The sequence below is a fragment of the Sulfitobacter sp. 1A13679 genome (assembly GCF_043557115.1).
Lineage (GTDB): Bacteria > Pseudomonadota > Alphaproteobacteria > Rhodobacterales > Rhodobacteraceae > Sulfitobacter > Sulfitobacter faviae.
The window spans coordinates 44,232-59,184 of the sequence record NZ_JBIFFO010000024.1 but is presented as its reverse complement, the minus strand read 5'-3'; the positions used below and the strand labels follow the sequence as shown (position 1 = coordinate 59,184).

Here is a 14,953-nt window from a genome sequence, read left to right as displayed (position 1 = left end):
TTGCCGTCGCTGTCCTTGCGCTGGCCCGATTCCATCGGGTGGCTGATCAGCGTCTTGATCGTGATGACCTCGCCGGCCTCGGCCTTTTTCGGCACTTTGACGCGGGGTGTTACACCTTCTGCCATTTTCTAAACTCCTGATTTGGGGCGCGCGGGCTTAGCCGCCGCAGCCACCGATTGTAACTTTGATCTCTGCGCTGGTGCGGGCGAACGTGCCGTCTTCCAGCTTGGCGATGGCGATGACGTCTTGGGTCTGCGCCAGCCGGATGCGGGTGGAGGCGCTGCGGCTGCCCGCCAGCGGGCCGAAGTTGAAGGTGCCCACGGGCGGTGTCGGGTTGCCCGCAGCCAGCACCATGATCGCCGAAGCGCCCGGTGCCTCTACCGAGATTGGCACGGTGTTGCCGTTCTCGGCGATCTCGGGCGCGGTCAGGGTCACGCCGGTGTCGGCCATATCGGCCCCGCCAGTGAATTCCGCGATCAATTCGTCCACCGTGGCGGCCGAAGCCCCCACCGGCAGGATGGTCAGCGCCATGGCGCCAAAGCCGAGGCCCAGAGTTTCACGTCTTGAGAAGTTCATCTCTCGTCTCCTTGTTCGTACGGGCGCAGCGCGCCGTCATTCCATTCCGCGATGCGCTGATCGCGATCTCTTGCACCGGTCCCCCGCCACCGCTTGCTCAGCGCGGCGGGCGGGCCGCGTCACTCTTCCTTAAGCGTCGCCAGAAAGGCCACGATATCTTCGATTTGCTGCGCGTCCAGCAGCGGCGGCAAAGGTTCGGTCCCCGCCTTGCCGGTGAAGCCGTCGCCGGGGCGGATATAGCCGCTGGTCTTGTAATAGGACGGCATCATCGAGCCTTCGAAGGTCATCTTGCTATTGGCCACGATGCCGCGCAACTCGGCCTCGTTCCAGCGGTCACCAGCCCCGTCGAGCATCGGACCGATTTCACCCTGGAAGGGAACCTCGCTGAGCGCGCTGATCTGGTGGCAGGCCACGCAGTTGCCCGCCTTCTTGCTGCCGACGATGGCCGCACCCTTGGCGGCATCCCCGGGTGTCCCGGTCAGGGATTGTTCAACCGAACCATAGTCATCATAGGTCACGTCGGCAGGTGCCACGGTTTCTGCGGCGGCCAGAACGGGCGCGCCCGACACAATTGCGGCGGCGATCCATCTCATCATCGAAAACTTCCTCCCAGTGCCGATCACGGTGATGTGTGATCCGGTTTACCTGACCCTAAGACAGGGATGCGGCGCGGCGCAACAACAAATTCAAACTTTTGAATAGCTTTCCCCGTGCGGCGCCGCTTTCCCCGGTCAATCGGTGCTGCCATTGTTGCGTTCTTGGATCATCCGCGCGTGGTAGCGTTGGAAATCCTCATCGCCGTCGAGCGCGTAGCGTTCCTCGTTTACCCATGTGAGCATATCAAGCGTCGTGCCCTTGCCGAACGCCCCCGGCATCACCGCCACCGCCGCCTGCGGCGCGGTCGCGTCTTCGGCCACCTCATGGGGCAGGAACATCAGCGTCGGGGTGAAGAGAATCCCCCATTTCCGCGCCATCTGCTTTTCCGAGAGCGTCTCCCCGTCGAAATCGGTCACTTCGATATCGCCATGCAGGTTCAGCTGCACAACGAAATAATTCTCTTCAATGTAATTGGCGATTTCGGGGGCTGGGAAAACCTCTTCGTGCATCTTGGTGCAATAGATGCAGCCGCGCTGTTCGAACATCAGCATCAGACGTTTGTCCTCGCCCCTGGCCTCCTCCAGATCCTCACGCAGGTCTTTGAAGGTGTCGCGCATCCAGGGCGTCTTGTGCAGCCCGTCGTCGCCCAGTTCCGCCGCGGCCAAAGGCCAAGCCAGCATCGCCGCCGCCACTGCGGCTCCTATCCTCGATCCGATCATCTTGGCGTCCTCCTCCTGATTGTTGCGTCTATCCTAGCGTCGTGAAGCTGGGGAACCAACGGATCATCGCATCCGCGATCAGTTGCACACCGCCGGTCACGATCAGCACGGCAAAGAGGATTAGCATCACCCCCATCGCCTTTTCCACCTTTTGCACCAGCGCCATATGCCGCGCGGCCCAGTTGAGAAACGGTTTGGCGAAAAGCGCGGCCACCACGAAGGGCGCGGTCATCCCCGCGCCATAGGCGGCCAGTAACAGCCCGCCCCGGGCGATATCGCCCATGCCTGAGGCGATCATCAAGATCGCCGCCAGCGCGGGGCCGACGCAGGGTGTCCAGCCAAAGCCGAAGGCCAGCCCCATGACATAGGCGCCCCAGACCGAAGTGGGCTTGCCGCCCCCCTCCAGCCGCGCCTCGCGGTAGAGCAGCGGCACTTTGATCACGCCGAGGAAGTGCAGACCGAAGACCGTCAGGATCGCTGCCGCCACCCAGCTCAGCGGCTCAAGGTACTGGGTGAACACCTGCCCGATGGCCGTGGCACCCATGCCGAGCAGAACAAAGATCGTCGTGACCCCAAGCGCGAAGAGCAGCGAAGACAACACCAAGCGCCGCTGCGCCCCCGGCGCGATTGCACCATCGCCGCGCAATTCGGTCACGCTGAGCCCCGCCATATAGCTAAGGTAGAATGGCACCATCGGCAGAATGCAGGGCGTAAAGAAGCTGAGCAGCCCTGCGAAAAGCGCGCCTGCATAGGTGATGTCGAACATGTTACCCCCCGCCCGCGCCGCGCCGGTCCGCCGCGCTTGAACAATTCACATATTCAAATTACGTTGAGTGTCGTCCAAACGTCAATCAGGCAAGCCGATGATCCGCACACTGACCGCTCTGAGCTTCGCGGCGCTGACCGCCCTGCCCGCCCAGCCCCTACAGGCGGTAGAACTGGTCATGGTCGAACAGCCCGGCTGCATCTATTGCCAGCGTTGGGACGAAGAGATCGCCCCCGCCTATCCCAAGACCGCCGAAGGGGCTTTCGCCCCGCTGCGCCGCGTCGATATCTCCGCCGTGGAAGAGAGCGTCACCCCGCAGCGTGCGGTGATCTTCACCCCGACCTTTTTGCTGGTCGAAGAGGATGTCGAATTGGGCCGCCTCGAAGGCTACCCCGGTGCGGAGTTCTTCTGGCCCATGCTTGATACGCTCTTGCACGACAAGACCGATTTCGAGGACCCGACCGAATGACAAGCCTGCCCGTGATGACCCCCGACATGTCCCAAGAGGACATGGACCGGATGCTGACCAATGCCGTGACCGCGTCGAATTTCCTCAAGGCGATCAGCCATGAGGGGCGGTTGATGATCCTGTGTCACCTCGTTTCGGGAGAGAAGTCGGTGAGCGAGTTGGAAGCCCTGCTCTCGACCCGGCAAGCCGCCGTATCGCAGCAACTGTCGCGCCTCAGGCTCGAAGGGCTGGTGACTCCGCGTCGGGACGGTAAAACGATCTACTACCGGCTTGCCGACGACCGCCCGCGCAGGATGCTGGAACTGGTCTACGAATTGTTCTGCAAGGATGATTGAGCTTTGGGGCCAGCCGCTGACCGCCGCCCTTCTGGGCGGGCTGGGCGGCGTGTTGCTGGGCCTCGCCGCACGATTGGGGCGGTTTTGCACCCTGGGCGCGATCGAAGACCTGCTCTATGGCGGATCGGGCGACCGAATGCGGATGTGGGGTCTGGCCATCGGCGTGGCGATGCTGGGCAGTTTCACCCTTGCCAGCTTGGGGCTGATCAACCTCGACCGCGCCTTTCACTTGACGATTGCCTTCTCATGGGCGCCTGCGGTCTTTGGCGGGCTGATCTTCGGCTACGGCATGGCGCTGGCGGGCACCTGCGGCTTTGGCGCTTTGGCGCGGCTTGGCGGGGGTGACCTGCGCGCCTTCGTCATTGTCTTGGTCATGGGGCTTGCGGCTTTTGCCGTGCTCTCCGGCCCGCTTGCCCCGGCGCGCGCCCTGCTCTTCCCGCGCCAGATGAACGCGGGGCCGCCTGACGGCATCGCACATGTGCTGTCGGCCTTCATGGGCGGATCGGTGCCGCTGATCGGCATCCTGCTCGGCCTCGTGGTCTGCCTGCTGATGCTCAGCGCCCGCAGCTTTCGTGGCGATCTGCGCAAAGTGTTCTGGGGCGCTGTTGCCGGGCTTGCCATCACCTCGGGTTGGGCGGGCACGGCGTGGCTGGCGCAGACCGGTTTTGGCGCGCAAACGCTGATGTCGCATAGCTATGCCGCCCCTGTGGGAGAGACGCTGCTCTATGCGATGCAGGGGTCGGTCCGCCCGCTCAGCTTTGGCATCGGCTCGGTCGCGGGGGTCTGGGTCGGGGCCTTTCTAGGTTCGCTCTGGCAGGGGCATTTCCGCTGGGAAGCCTGCGAAGACCCTCGCGAACTCCGCCGCCAGATATTCGGCGCGGGGCTGATGGGCGCGGGTGCGGTGATCGCCATGGGCTGCACCATCGGGCAAGGCATCTCGGCCATCTCGGTGCTGGCCTTTAGCGGGCCGGTGACCCTCGCCGCAATTTTTGCGGGCGCGGCTTTGGGCCTGCGCCAACTCATCGTAGGATTTCGCCGCAGCACAGTCTGACGCGTCATAAAACCGTGACAGTCATGATGCAAATGGAGGCCAGCCAAGTCACCTAAGGAAGCATGATGACCCGCCGCGAGATTCTCAACGACCCCGCCATCGGCAACAAGGCCGAAGCCTTTGAGGCATTCGACGACATCCCCACCAATGCGAACCTGTCACGCACCATCGGCGATGTGATCAACGCCCGCTATGGCCGCCGCGACATCCTGCGCGGCATGCTTGGGGTGTCGGCCACCACCGCCCTTTTCGGCAGCGCCGCCGCCATCGCCCCGTCCAAGGCCAGCGCCGCCACCAGCCGCTATGTCTTTAACGAACTGGCATGGGGCAATGACGAGACCCACCATGTCGCCCCCGGCTATGACGCGCAGATCCTGCTGCGGTGGGGCGATCCGATCACTGCAGACGCGCCGGAATTCGACGTGATGAACCAGACCGCCGCCGCGCAGTCGAAGCAGTTCGGCTATAACAACGACTATGTCGGTTTCGTGCCCCTGAACGACGATGGCAGCCGTGGGCTGCTCTGCGTGAACCACGAATACACCAACGAAGAGGTCATGTTCCCCGGTCTTGGCCGTCAGGACAAGGTGAACTTCAAAGGCATGACCCCTGAGTTGATCGACATCGAAATGGCAGCCCACGGCGGCTCGGTCGTCGAGATCGCCCGCGACGCGGCGGGCAAATGGCAAGTGGTGCGCGACGGCAAGATGAATCGCCGCATCACCCCGCTCGACACCGCGATGACGCTGAGCGGCCCCGCCGCCGGTCACGTGCGGCTGCAAACCAACGACGACCCCAGCGGCACCAAGGTCATCGGCACGCTCAACAACTGCGCGGGCGGGCTGACCCCTTGGGGCACATGGCTGATGGCCGAAGAGAACTTCCACGGCTATTTCTGGACCGACAAGCTGGATGCCGACGGCAAACCCGACATCACCGGTGCCGCGGAAGAGAAATCTTGGGACCGTTACGGCGTGCCGGGCATGTGGTACGCTTGGGGGCAGAAACACGACCGTTTCAACGTGGACGCCGAGCCGAACATGCCCAACAAGTTCGGCTGGGTGGTCGAGGTTGACCCGATGGACCCGACCTCAACCCCCGTCAAACGCACCGCTCTGGGCCGTTTCCGCCATGAGGGCGCCGAGACCACGGTCAGCAAAGATGGCAAGCTTGTGGTCTATATGGGCGACGACAACCGCTTTGACTATCAATACAAATACGTCTCTGCCGGGACCGTCTCCGATGATCCGGCGGCCAATGGCGATCTGCTGGACGATGGCACGCTATATGTCGCGCGGTTCGAAGAGGACGGCACGATCAACTGGCTGCCGCTCGTGCATGGCACCGGGCCGCTGACCGCCGAAAATGGGTTCAACGACCAAGGCGACGTGATGATCGACACCCGTCTGGCCGCCGACCTGCTGGGCGCCACCCCGATGGACCGCCCCGAAGACGCGCAGCCGCGCGGCGATGGCACGGCCTATATCCTGCTGACCAACAACACCAAGCGCAAGCAGGGCGACACCAACGCCGCCAACCCGCGCCCGGAAAGCAGCTTTGGCCATATCATCGAGATCAAGGAAGCGAATGCCGACCACGCTGCCACCAGCGGCACATGGTCGATCCTCGTGCAATGCGGTGACCCAAAGGTGGCCGAAGTCGGCGCCCAGTGGAACCCCGAGACATCGGAGAACGGCTGGTTCGGCAGCCCCGACAATGCCGCGATGGATGCCGACGGGCGGCTCTGGATCAGCACCGATCAGGGCAGCAGCTGGGGCAAGACCGGCAAATCCGACGGGCTCTACGCGCTTGAAACCGAAGGCGAAGCGCGCGGCACCTCGAAGCTCTTCTTCCGCTGCCCCGTGGGCGGTGAGATGTGCGGCCCCTACTTCACCGAGAATGGCGAAACGCTCTTTGTCGCGGTGCAGCACCCGGGGACGGATGGCACCAAGGACATCCCCGGTTTCGAGCGGGAAAGCACCTTTGAGGACCCGGCCACCCGCTGGCCCGACTTCGACCCCAAGATGCCCCCGCGCCCTGCGGTGGTCGTCATTACCAAGCAAGGCGGCGGCAAGATCGCCGTCTGATCAGAATTCTATAAAAGTCATTTCAGCATGTAAGATGTGGTGCAGCTTCCCCGGCTGCACCACTTTTTATTGGGCTGCTTCTATTAGCCAGCGCCGAAATTAGTCCGACAGGCAGTCAGACATGCGCTGCGCCATGCCGCGCAGCAGTTCGGGGTAGAAAGAAACACCCAGTTCCAGATCCGCGCCGATCGGGTCGAGCGTGCCGGTCCCGGTCTCCTGCCCCTCGGTCACGGCGGCAATCAGGCCGGGGTTGAACTGCGGCTCGGCAAAGACGCATTTCGCGCCGCTCTCGGCCACTAGGTCGCGCAGCTCTGCCACACGCGCAGCCCCCGGAGCGCGGGCGTCATTCTCGCTGATGGCACCACGGGCTTCGATGTCGAAACGCGCTTCGAAATAGTGGTAGGCGTCATGGAAGACGATGAAGGGGCGGTCTTTGACCGGGGCGAGGGTCTCGGCGATGTCTTCCTCCAAGACCGCAAGCTCGGCCTGAGCGGCCTCGGCGTTCTCACGATATTGCGCGGCATTCTCGGGGTCTAGCTCCGCCAGCGCCTCGGCGATCTGGCCCAGCCAAAGCTGTGCATTGCGCGGGTCGAGCCAGACGTGCGGATCGTTGCCGCCATGGGCGTGGCCGTGATCGTCGTGGCCGTGGTCGTCGTGGTCGTGGTCATCATGTCCGTGGTCGTCATGATCGCCGTGGTCATGTCCTTCGTGGTCATGCTCTTCGTCATGTGCGTCGTGACCATGTTCGTCGTGATCATGATCATCATGCTTATGACCTTCCTCAGCATGATCGTGACCTTCGTGGTCCCCATGCCCCTCATCACCATGGTCATGCGGCTCGAATGTCGCCCCCTCACGGAAGGCGAAAACCCGCGTGCCGGGCTGCTCCATCAAGGCCAGATGGCTGGCCCTGCTGGCCAGCGATTGCAGCGGATCGGCCAGCCATGGGGTCAGCGACGGGCCGACCCAGACGACCAGATCGGCCCCGCTCAGCGCGCGTGCCTCGGAGGGGCGCATGGCATAGCCATGGGGCGAGCTGCGCGGCGGCACGATGAGGTCGGGCGTGCCGACCCCTTCCATCACCTGCGACACCAGCCCATGCACCGGGGCGATATCTGTCGCAACGGCGGGGACATCCGCCCAAAGCGGCGACGCGGCAGCGGCGAGAACGGCGGCGGGGAGCGTGAAACGATACATGGCAGACCTTCAAAATGTTATAGTATCACCTTGCTAACACCGCTGTTATAACATATCAATACCGAAACGAATTGAGGTTCCCCATGCGCCCCATAGGATTCAGTGATCATGACCACGCCGCCTGCGTGCGGAGCACCATGCAGGTGGCCGAAGCGCAATGCGCCGAACGCGGCCTGCGGCTGACCCCGGTGCGCCGCCGCGCGCTGGAGATCCTGCTGTCGGAACACCGCGCCTTGGGCGCCTATGACCTGCTCGCCCGTCTGTCAGCCGAGGGGCTGGGCGCGCAGCCCCCCGTGGCCTATCGCGCCTTGGATTTTCTGGTGAAAGCCGGGCTTGCCCATAAAATCGAAGCGCTCAATGCCTATGTCGGCTGCGTGCACCCGGGCGAGGATCACGCCCCCGCCTTTCTGATCTGTCGCAGCTGCCGCTCGGTGGCGGAGGCCGATACCACCCCGAACAGAAGCCGCCTTGGCGATGCCGCCCGCGCCGCCGGATTCCGCATTGAGCGTAGCGTGGTCGAGGCCGAGGGCCTCTGCCCCGCCTGTCAGGAGCCCGGTGCATGAGCCTGATCAATACGCGCGGCCTGACCCTGCGCCACGACGGTCAGATCGCCCTGCGCGACGTGAACTTCAATATCGACGCTGGTGAGATCGTCACCATCGTCGGTCCCAACGGGTCGGGCAAATCCAGCCTGCTGCGCGCGCTGATCGGCGCGCTGAAACCGGCTGCGGGCAAGATCAACCGCAAACCGGGGCTGCGCATCGGCTATGTGCCGCAAAAGCTGCAAATCGACGCGACGCTGCCGCTCACCGTGCGCCGTTTCATCAACCTGCCCCGCCGCCAGAAGCCCGAGGCGATCCGCGACGCGCTGGCCACCGCTGGCGTGCCGGAACTGGCAGAGCGGCAGATGGTCGACCTCTCAGGCGGGCAATTCCAACGCGTGCTGCTGGCCCGCGCCCTGCTGGAAAGGCCCGATCTGCTGATCCTCGACGAGGCGACGCAGGGGCTGGACCAGCCCGGCTCCGCCGCCTTTTACCGCCAGATCGAAGCCGTGCGCCAAGACCTCGGCTGCGCCGTGCTGATGGTCAGCCATGATCTGCATGTCGTCATGGCGGCCAGCGACCGTGTGCTCTGCCTCAACGGCCATGTCTGCTGCGAAGGCACGCCCGAGACCGTCTCCGAAGCGCCCGAATACCGCGCCCTCTTTGGCAGCGGCACCCAAGGGGCGCTGGCGCTCTACCGGCACGATCACGACCATCACCACCACCATCATGGCGCCGCCTGTGACGGCCACCACCAAGAGATTGAGAATGCTTGACGATTTCATTCTGCGCGCCGCCCTCGCGGGCCTTGGCGTAGCGCTGGCCGCCGCCCCTTTGGGCTGTTTCGTGATCTGGCGCCGCATGGCCTATTTCGGCGATGCCACCAGCCATGCCGCCCTCTTGGGCGTGGCGCTGGCGCTGGCGACCGATCTGCCGATCACCGCGGGCGTGCTTTTAGTGGCGCTCGTCATGGCGCTGGTGATCAGCACGCTGTCGGGCCGCAATGTCAGCGCCGACGCGCTTTTGGGCGTGATGGCCCATTCCGCACTGGCGCTTGGTCTCGTGGCCGTGTCCCTGCTGCCGGGGCAGCGGGTCGATCTGTCGTCCTACCTTTTTGGGGAAATCCTCGCCGTGACACGCTTTGACCTCGGCGTGATCTGGGGCGGTGCCGTGGCGGTGGCACTGTTGCTGGCGTGGCGCTGGTCGGCGCTGCTGGCGGCGACGCTGAACCCCGATCTGGCGCAGGCCGCGGGCGGCAATCCGCGGCGCGAGCAGTTGATCCTGACGCTGGCGCTGGCGATTATGGTGGCCGTGGCGATCAAAGTGGTCGGCGCGCTGCTGATCGCGGCGATGCTGATCATCCCCGCCGCCACCGCCCGCCCCTTTGCCCGCACGCCGGAAACCATGGCTTTTTGGGCCATGGGTCTGGGCGCGGTGGCGGCCCTCGGGGGGCTGCTGGCCTCGCTGGAGTTCGACACACCGACGGGGCCCAGCATCGTCAGCATCGCAGCGGGTCTCTTTGCGCTTTCCTCGGCCTTTTCGGCGGCCCTTCCGGCGCTGCGCCGCCGGGGCTGACCCCGACGGCGGCTTGGCTTAGCGCACGATCACCGCGTCGGCTTCGATCTCAAGCTTGGCCTCATCCTCGACCAGACCGGCGACGACCACCATCGCCATGGCTGGGAAATGCTTACCCATGACCTCGCGATAGGCCCGGCCCACGTCCTTTTGCGCAGCGAGATATTCTTTCTTATCCGTGACATACCACGTCAGACGGGTGATATCCTCGGGCGTGCCGCCGGCGGCTTCGACCACGTCGCGGATGTTTTGCAGCGCCTGTTTCATCTGGCCGATGAAGTCATGGCATTCGAACTTCTGCTCGGCGGTCCAGCCGATCTGACCGCCGACGAACAGATGGCCATCCGCGCTCAGCATGCCGTTTGCATAGCCTTTTGCGGGGGCCCAGCCTTCGGGCTGAATGATTTGATGCGACATGTCGTGTTCCTTTTTGTTAACAGTCACACGCCGAGGAATTGGTCGGCGATTTGGGAATCGAGCGCGGGCATCGGACCGGACCAGACCGAGCGGCCACGTTCGAGGATAACGGCGTGATCGGCGACGCGCCGCAGCTCGGCGAGGGATTTGTCCACCACCAGAAGCGCCAGACCGCTGTCGCGCTTCAGCTCGGCCACGGCGGCCCAGATTTCTTGACGCACCACCGGGGCCAAACCCTCGGTTGCCTCGTCGAGCAGCAAAAGTTGCGGGTTGGTCATCAGCGCGCGGCCAATCGCCAGCATCTGCTGCTCCCCGCCCGAGAGCGAGCCTGCCGCCTGATCCCGCCGTTCGCCCAAGCGGGGGAAGAGCTTGACCACCCGCGCCTCGTCCCACGGGCCGGGGCGCGCGGCGGCGATAAGGTTTTCATGCACCGTCAGCGTCGCGAAACAGCGCCGCCCCTCGGGCACCAGCCCCACGCCAGCCTGTGCAGCGCGAAACGACGGCAACCCCGCAATGTCGCGCCCATTCAGACGCAGGCTGCCGCTATCGTGTTTCAGCATCCGGCAGATCACCTTGATGGTGGAGGATTTGCCCATCCCGTTGCGCCCCATCAGCGCGCAGACCTCGCCCGCCTTCAGCGCCAGATCGACGCCGAAAAGCGCCTGTGTCGGCCCGTAGGAGGCGGTGATGTCCTTCAGTTCCAGCAGGCTCATGCCGCGTCCTCCTCGCCCAGATAGGCCACGCGGACCTGTGGATCGGCCTTGATCTCGGCCGCCGTGCCGCTGGCGATGACGCGGCCGTAGACCAGCACCGAGATGCGGTCGGCGAGTGCAAAGACCGCGTCCATGTCATGCTCCACCAACAGGATCGGCGCCTCGGCCCGAAGGCCGTCGAGAAAGCCAGTCATCTCGCGCGACCCACTTGCGCCAAGCCCGGCCATCGGTTCGTCCATCAGGAAGACCTTGGGCCGCAGCGTCAGCGCCACGGCGACCTCAAGCTGGCGCCGTTGGCCGTGCGACAGGTCCGATGTGCGCTTGGCCGCGTGATCGGCCAGCCCCACCAGTTCCAGCGCGCGCATCGCCTCGGCCCGCAACGCCGCCTGCCGCATCACCGGGGCGAAGAAGCGCATGACCCGGCCCGATTGGCCAAGCGCGCCCAGCACCGCGTTTTGCAGCACCGTGTATTCCATCGCCAACGAGGAGATCTGGAAGGTCCGCCCCAGCCCGGCCCGCGCGCGCTGCACCGTGCTGAGCGGCGTCACGTCCTGCCCCGCGAAATGCACCGTGCCGCTGTCCGAGCGCAGCCCGCCCGCGATCTGCTTGATCAGCGTCGACTTGCCCGCGCCGTTGGGGCCGATCAGCGCGTGAATCTCGCCTGGGCGCAGGGTGATGGAGACGTCGTCCGTGGCCTTCAGCGCCCCGAAGCTCTTGTGCAGGTTGCGCACATCCAGAAGTACATCATCAGTCATGGGCCACCTCCCGTCCGGCGATCAGGCCGATCATGCCGCCCCGCGCAAAAAGCACCACCATCAGCAAAAGAAAGCCGAGGTAGATGTGCCAGAACTCCGACAGCCCGCCCAGGACATGCTCCAACAGGATGAAAAGCGCCGCCCCGGCCACCGGGCCAAAGAGCCGCCCCACCCCGCCGAGGATCACGAAGATCATGATCTCGCCGGAGGTCTGCCAAGAGAACATCGTCGGGCTGACGAAACGGTTGAGATCGGCAAAAAGCGCGCCCGCAAGACCTGTGACCGCGCCCGAGATGACAAAGGCCACCAGCCGCAGGCGAAAGGGCGCGAGGCCGACGCTCTCGACCCGCTCGGCGTTCTGCCGCGCCGCCGAGAGTGCGAGGCCGAAGGGTGCCCGCGCCAGACGGCCCGCGAAAAGCAACACCAGCGCCAGCACGGCAAAGGCGATGGCAAAGAAGGTCAGCGGGTCCAGCGTGTTCAGCCCCGGAAAGCCGTTGCGCACATAGATCGACAGCCCGTCCTCGCCGCCATAGGCCGGCCAGGAGATCGAGAAGTAGAAGAGCATCTGCCCGAAGGCGAGCGTGACCATGATGAAATAGACGCCCGAGGTGCGCAAAGACAGCGCCCCGATCAGCAGCGCCGCCAGCGCGGAGACCACGATCGCCACCAGCCAGATGACGGGCATCGACTTGGTGCCCTCGATCAGGAAGGGGCTCTCCATGATCGGCGTGTAGCTCTGCGCATGGGCGGCAAGGATGCCCATGGCATAGCCGCCCAAGCCGAAGAATGCCGCGTGACCGAAGCTCACCAGCCCGCCCAGACCAAGCGCGATGTTCAGCCCCACGCCGGCAAGGGCGAGGATCGCGGCCTTGGTGGCCAGCGTGATGATGAAAGGCTCGTCCAGCGCGAAGGCCGCCAGCGCCGTGACCGGCAGGAGCAGGAAGAGAAAGACGTTTACAAGTGTTTCGCGCATCATGGCTCAGGCCTCCCCAAACAGGCCGGTGGGTTTGAAAAGCAAGACCCCCGCCATGAGAATGTAGATCGACATGGAAGCGAGCGAGGAGCCGACAGAGGTGGCCGCCGACGCCTCCATGAAATTGGCAAAGAAGAGCGGCAGCAGGACCGAGCCCAGCGTATCCGTCAGCCCCACCAGCAGCGCGCCGATCAGCGCGCCCTTGATCGAGCCGATGCCACCGATGACGATGACCACGAAGGCAAGGATCAGCACCGGCTCGCCCATGCCCACCTGCACCGACTGGATCGCGCCCACCAACGCCCCGGCGAGCCCCGCAAGGGCGGCCCCGAGCGCGAAGACCAGCGTGTAGAGCTTAGCGATATCGACGCCGAGCGCCGCGATCATCTCGCGGTCGGCCTCGCCCGCGCGGATCTGGATGCCGATACGCGTGCGGGCGATCAGCAGGAAGAGCCCGGCGGCGATGGCAAGACCCACGCCGATGATGACAAGGCGGTAAAGCGGATACTGGATGCCCCCCGGCAGCGTCACCGGCCCCGCCAGCGCGGCGGGAATGTCGAGAAACAGCGGGAAGGAGCCAAAGAAGAAGCGCGTGCCCTCGGAGAAAATCAGGATCATCGCGAAGGTCGCCAGAACCTGATCGAGGTGGTCGCGGTCATAAAGGCGGCGGATCACCGTCATCTCGATCAGGCAGCCCGCCAATGCGGCAGCGGCAAGTGCGGCCACCAGCGCCAGAAGGAAGGACCCGGTGGCCGCCGCCACCGCCGCGGCGGCAAAGGCGCCAACCATGTAGAGCGAACCATGGGCGAGGTTAATCAACCCCATGACCCCGAAGATGAGCGTGAGCCCGGCGGCCATGAGAAACAACATGACCCCGGATTGGACCCCGTTCAGCACCTGTTCGACGAGCAGGATGAATGACATTTGGCAAAGCCTCCCGGCGCGCCGGACGAAGCCCGGCGTGAAAGCGTTAGTTTGTCGGCCCCGGGCGACCGAAGTCAGCGCCAGGGCCGCGCGGGATTACATCTTGCAGTCGGCCGCGTAGGCGTCAGCGTGATCGGTCAGCGAGGGGCCGATGAGCTTGTTGGTATAGACATCACCCTCCTTGACCACTTCGCGCACGTAGTAGTCTTGGATCGGGTGGTTGTTGTTACCAAAAGAGAATTTGCCCCGCACGCTGTCGAAATCAGCCTCTTTCAGCGCCGCGCCAAAGGCCTCGGCATCCGACACATCGGCCTTCTCCATCGCGCTCAGCAGCAAGTTCGCGGTGTCATAGCCCTGGCTTGCGTAGAGCGAGGGCAGACGGTCGTATTCCTCCTGAAAGACTTCGACAAAGGTCTTGTTGGCCGCGTTGTCGAGGTCTTTGTTCCACTGGCTGGTGTTCTTGATCCCAACAGCGGCTTCGCCCACGGCCTGAAGGATGCCCTGATCAAAGCTGAAGGCTGGCCCCACCACGGGCAGTTCCACGCCGGAGTTGGCGTATTGCTTGAGGAAGGAAATCCCCATGCCGCCGGGCAGGAAGAAGAACACGCTGTCGGCGCCCGAGGCGCGGATTTGCGCGATCTCGGCGGCGTAGTCGGTCTGGCCCAGATCGGTATAGACCTCGCCCGCCGCTTCGCCCTCATAGGTGCGTTTGTAGCCGGTCAACGCGTCCTTGCCCGCCGGGTAGTTCGGCGCCAGCATGAAGGTGTTCGCGTAGCCCGCGTCGTTCGCATAGGCGCCCGCAGCCTCGTGCAGGTTGTCGTTCTGCCATGCCACGTTGAAGTAAAGCGGGTTGCAGCCCTTGCCTGCCAGCGCCGAGGGACCGGCGTTGGGCGAGAGGTAGAATTTGCCCTGCGCCGTCGCCGCCGGCACCACAGCCATGGCGAGGTTGGACCAGATGATGCCGGTCATGACATCGACCTTCTCGGACTGGATCATCTTGTCGGCCAGCTGCACCGCGATCTCGGGCTTGCGCTGGTCGTCCTCGACCACGACCTCAAGGTTCTCGTTCCCGGCCATCTTGGTGGCCAGCAGGAACCCGTCGCGCACGTCAATGCCAAGGCCCGCGCCGCCGCCTGAAAGCGTTGTGATCATGCCGACCTTCACCTTGCCCTCTTCGCCCCATGCGCCGCCTGCCGCCAATGCCGCGACCGAGGCCGCCATCACCAGTGATTTCATCTTCATTTCAGTCTCCCTTGG

Annotated in this window: 19 protein-coding genes; 7 read left to right on the top strand and 12 right to left on the bottom strand. The window is 64.5% G+C overall.

All coding sequences use genetic code 11. The annotated features are described in order from the left end of the window. From ACGYLA_RS16745 to ACGYLA_RS16725, 5 genes are all read right to left on the bottom strand, one after another. Positions 1-125: thiosulfate oxidation carrier complex protein SoxZ (locus ACGYLA_RS16745; RefSeq protein ID WP_394433943.1), on the bottom strand; the 125-nt coding region annotated here is incomplete at its 3' end. Between the two features lie 31 nt (positions 126-156). After that, the gene (gene soxY, locus ACGYLA_RS16740) at positions 157-576 is read right to left on the bottom strand and encodes a thiosulfate oxidation carrier protein SoxY (RefSeq protein WP_394433939.1); all 420 of its coding nucleotides are present in this window, start codon (positions 574-576) and stop codon (positions 157-159) included. 119 nt (positions 577-695) lie between these two features. Then, positions 696-1,172 (bottom strand): sulfur oxidation c-type cytochrome SoxX, encoded by a 477-nt coding sequence (gene soxX / locus ACGYLA_RS16735; RefSeq protein WP_394433937.1) that lies wholly within the window; start codon positions 1,170-1,172, stop codon positions 696-698. A gap of 135 nt (positions 1,173-1,307) precedes the next feature. Next, positions 1,308-1,892, bottom strand: coding sequence for a thioredoxin family protein (locus ACGYLA_RS16730; RefSeq protein WP_394433935.1), 585 nt, complete (start codon positions 1,890-1,892; stop codon positions 1,308-1,310). Positions 1,893-1,920: 28 nt separating this feature from the next. Then, entirely contained in the window at positions 1,921-2,658 is a 738-nt protein-coding gene (locus ACGYLA_RS16725) for a cytochrome c biogenesis CcdA family protein (RefSeq protein WP_276153900.1), read from the bottom strand. A 97-nt stretch (positions 2,659-2,755) separates the two neighbouring features. Between ACGYLA_RS16725 and ACGYLA_RS16720 the strand changes: the two genes are divergently transcribed. The 4 genes from ACGYLA_RS16720 to ACGYLA_RS16705 all read left to right on the top strand — a co-directional run bounded on the left by ACGYLA_RS16720 (position 2,756) and on the right by ACGYLA_RS16705 (position 6,600). After that, positions 2,756-3,127 (top strand): hypothetical protein, encoded by a 372-nt coding sequence (locus ACGYLA_RS16720; RefSeq protein WP_394433933.1) that lies wholly within the window; start codon positions 2,756-2,758, stop codon positions 3,125-3,127. Then, positions 3,124-3,462, top strand: coding sequence for an ArsR/SmtB family transcription factor (locus ACGYLA_RS16715; RefSeq protein WP_394412690.1), 339 nt, complete (start codon positions 3,124-3,126; stop codon positions 3,460-3,462). The genes ACGYLA_RS16720 and ACGYLA_RS16715 overlap by 4 nt, the downstream gene beginning before the upstream one ends. Continuing rightward, positions 3,455-4,513 carry a YeeE/YedE family protein gene (locus ACGYLA_RS16710; protein ID WP_394433931.1) on the top strand — a complete coding sequence of 353 codons (1,059 nt, stop codon included), beginning with the start codon at positions 3,455-3,457 and terminating at the stop codon, positions 4,511-4,513. Before ACGYLA_RS16715 ends, ACGYLA_RS16710 begins: the two co-directional genes overlap by 8 nt. 65 nt (positions 4,514-4,578) lie before the next feature. Beyond that, positions 4,579-6,600, top strand: coding sequence for a PhoX family protein (locus ACGYLA_RS16705; RefSeq protein WP_394433929.1), 2,022 nt, complete (start codon positions 4,579-4,581; stop codon positions 6,598-6,600). Between the two features lie 99 nt (positions 6,601-6,699). Here ACGYLA_RS16705 and ACGYLA_RS16700 read toward each other — a convergent pair whose 3' ends face one another. Beyond that, entirely contained in the window at positions 6,700-7,797 is a 1,098-nt protein-coding gene (locus tag ACGYLA_RS16700; protein ID WP_394433927.1) for a zinc ABC transporter substrate-binding protein, read from the bottom strand. Between the two features lie 83 nt (positions 7,798-7,880). On the opposite strand from ACGYLA_RS16700, the gene ACGYLA_RS16695 reads away from it, so the two are divergent. Genes ACGYLA_RS16695 through ACGYLA_RS16685 form a run of 3 tightly spaced genes read left to right on the top strand, consistent with a single transcriptional unit; the run spans position 7,881 to position 9,914 of the window. Then, positions 7,881-8,360, top strand: coding sequence for a Fur family transcriptional regulator (locus tag ACGYLA_RS16695; protein WP_394433925.1), 480 nt, complete (start codon positions 7,881-7,883; stop codon positions 8,358-8,360). Next, the gene (locus ACGYLA_RS16690) at positions 8,357-9,115 is read left to right on the top strand and encodes a metal ABC transporter ATP-binding protein (protein ID WP_394433923.1); all 759 of its coding nucleotides are present in this window, start codon (positions 8,357-8,359) and stop codon (positions 9,113-9,115) included. Before ACGYLA_RS16695 ends, ACGYLA_RS16690 begins: the two co-directional genes overlap by 4 nt. Continuing rightward, positions 9,108-9,914 carry a metal ABC transporter permease gene (locus ACGYLA_RS16685; RefSeq protein WP_209218728.1) on the top strand — a complete coding sequence of 269 codons (807 nt, stop codon included), beginning with the start codon at positions 9,108-9,110 and terminating at the stop codon, positions 9,912-9,914. The genes ACGYLA_RS16690 and ACGYLA_RS16685 overlap by 8 nt, the downstream gene beginning before the upstream one ends. Positions 9,915-9,932: 18 nt before the next feature. Here the strand turns inward: ACGYLA_RS16685 and ACGYLA_RS16680 are convergent, their stop codons facing one another. From ACGYLA_RS16680 to ACGYLA_RS16655, 6 genes are all read right to left on the bottom strand, one after another. Further along, positions 9,933-10,331 (bottom strand): RidA family protein, encoded by a 399-nt coding sequence (locus ACGYLA_RS16680; protein WP_394433921.1) that lies wholly within the window; start codon positions 10,329-10,331, stop codon positions 9,933-9,935. A gap of 23 nt (positions 10,332-10,354) precedes the next feature. After that, positions 10,355-11,044 (bottom strand): ABC transporter ATP-binding protein, encoded by a 690-nt coding sequence (locus tag ACGYLA_RS16675; RefSeq protein WP_394433919.1) that lies wholly within the window; start codon positions 11,042-11,044, stop codon positions 10,355-10,357. Then, the gene (locus ACGYLA_RS16670) at positions 11,041-11,799 is read right to left on the bottom strand and encodes an ABC transporter ATP-binding protein (RefSeq protein ID WP_394433917.1); all 759 of its coding nucleotides are present in this window, start codon (positions 11,797-11,799) and stop codon (positions 11,041-11,043) included. The genes ACGYLA_RS16675 and ACGYLA_RS16670 overlap by 4 nt, the downstream gene beginning before the upstream one ends. After that, positions 11,792-12,775, bottom strand: a complete 984-nt coding sequence (locus ACGYLA_RS16665) for a branched-chain amino acid ABC transporter permease (RefSeq protein ID WP_394433915.1) — start codon at positions 12,773-12,775, stop codon at positions 11,792-11,794. Before ACGYLA_RS16665 ends, ACGYLA_RS16670 begins: the two co-directional genes overlap by 8 nt. 3 nt (positions 12,776-12,778) lie before the next feature. Beyond that, positions 12,779-13,696: a branched-chain amino acid ABC transporter permease gene (locus tag ACGYLA_RS16660; RefSeq protein WP_136720382.1), complete on the bottom strand. Its 918-nt coding sequence runs from the start codon at positions 13,694-13,696 to the stop codon at positions 12,779-12,781. Positions 13,697-13,792: 96 nt separating this feature from the next. After that, positions 13,793-14,938, bottom strand: a complete 1,146-nt coding sequence (locus tag ACGYLA_RS16655) for an ABC transporter substrate-binding protein (RefSeq protein ID WP_394433913.1) — start codon at positions 14,936-14,938, stop codon at positions 13,793-13,795. Positions 14,939-14,953: the final 15 nt, after the last annotated feature.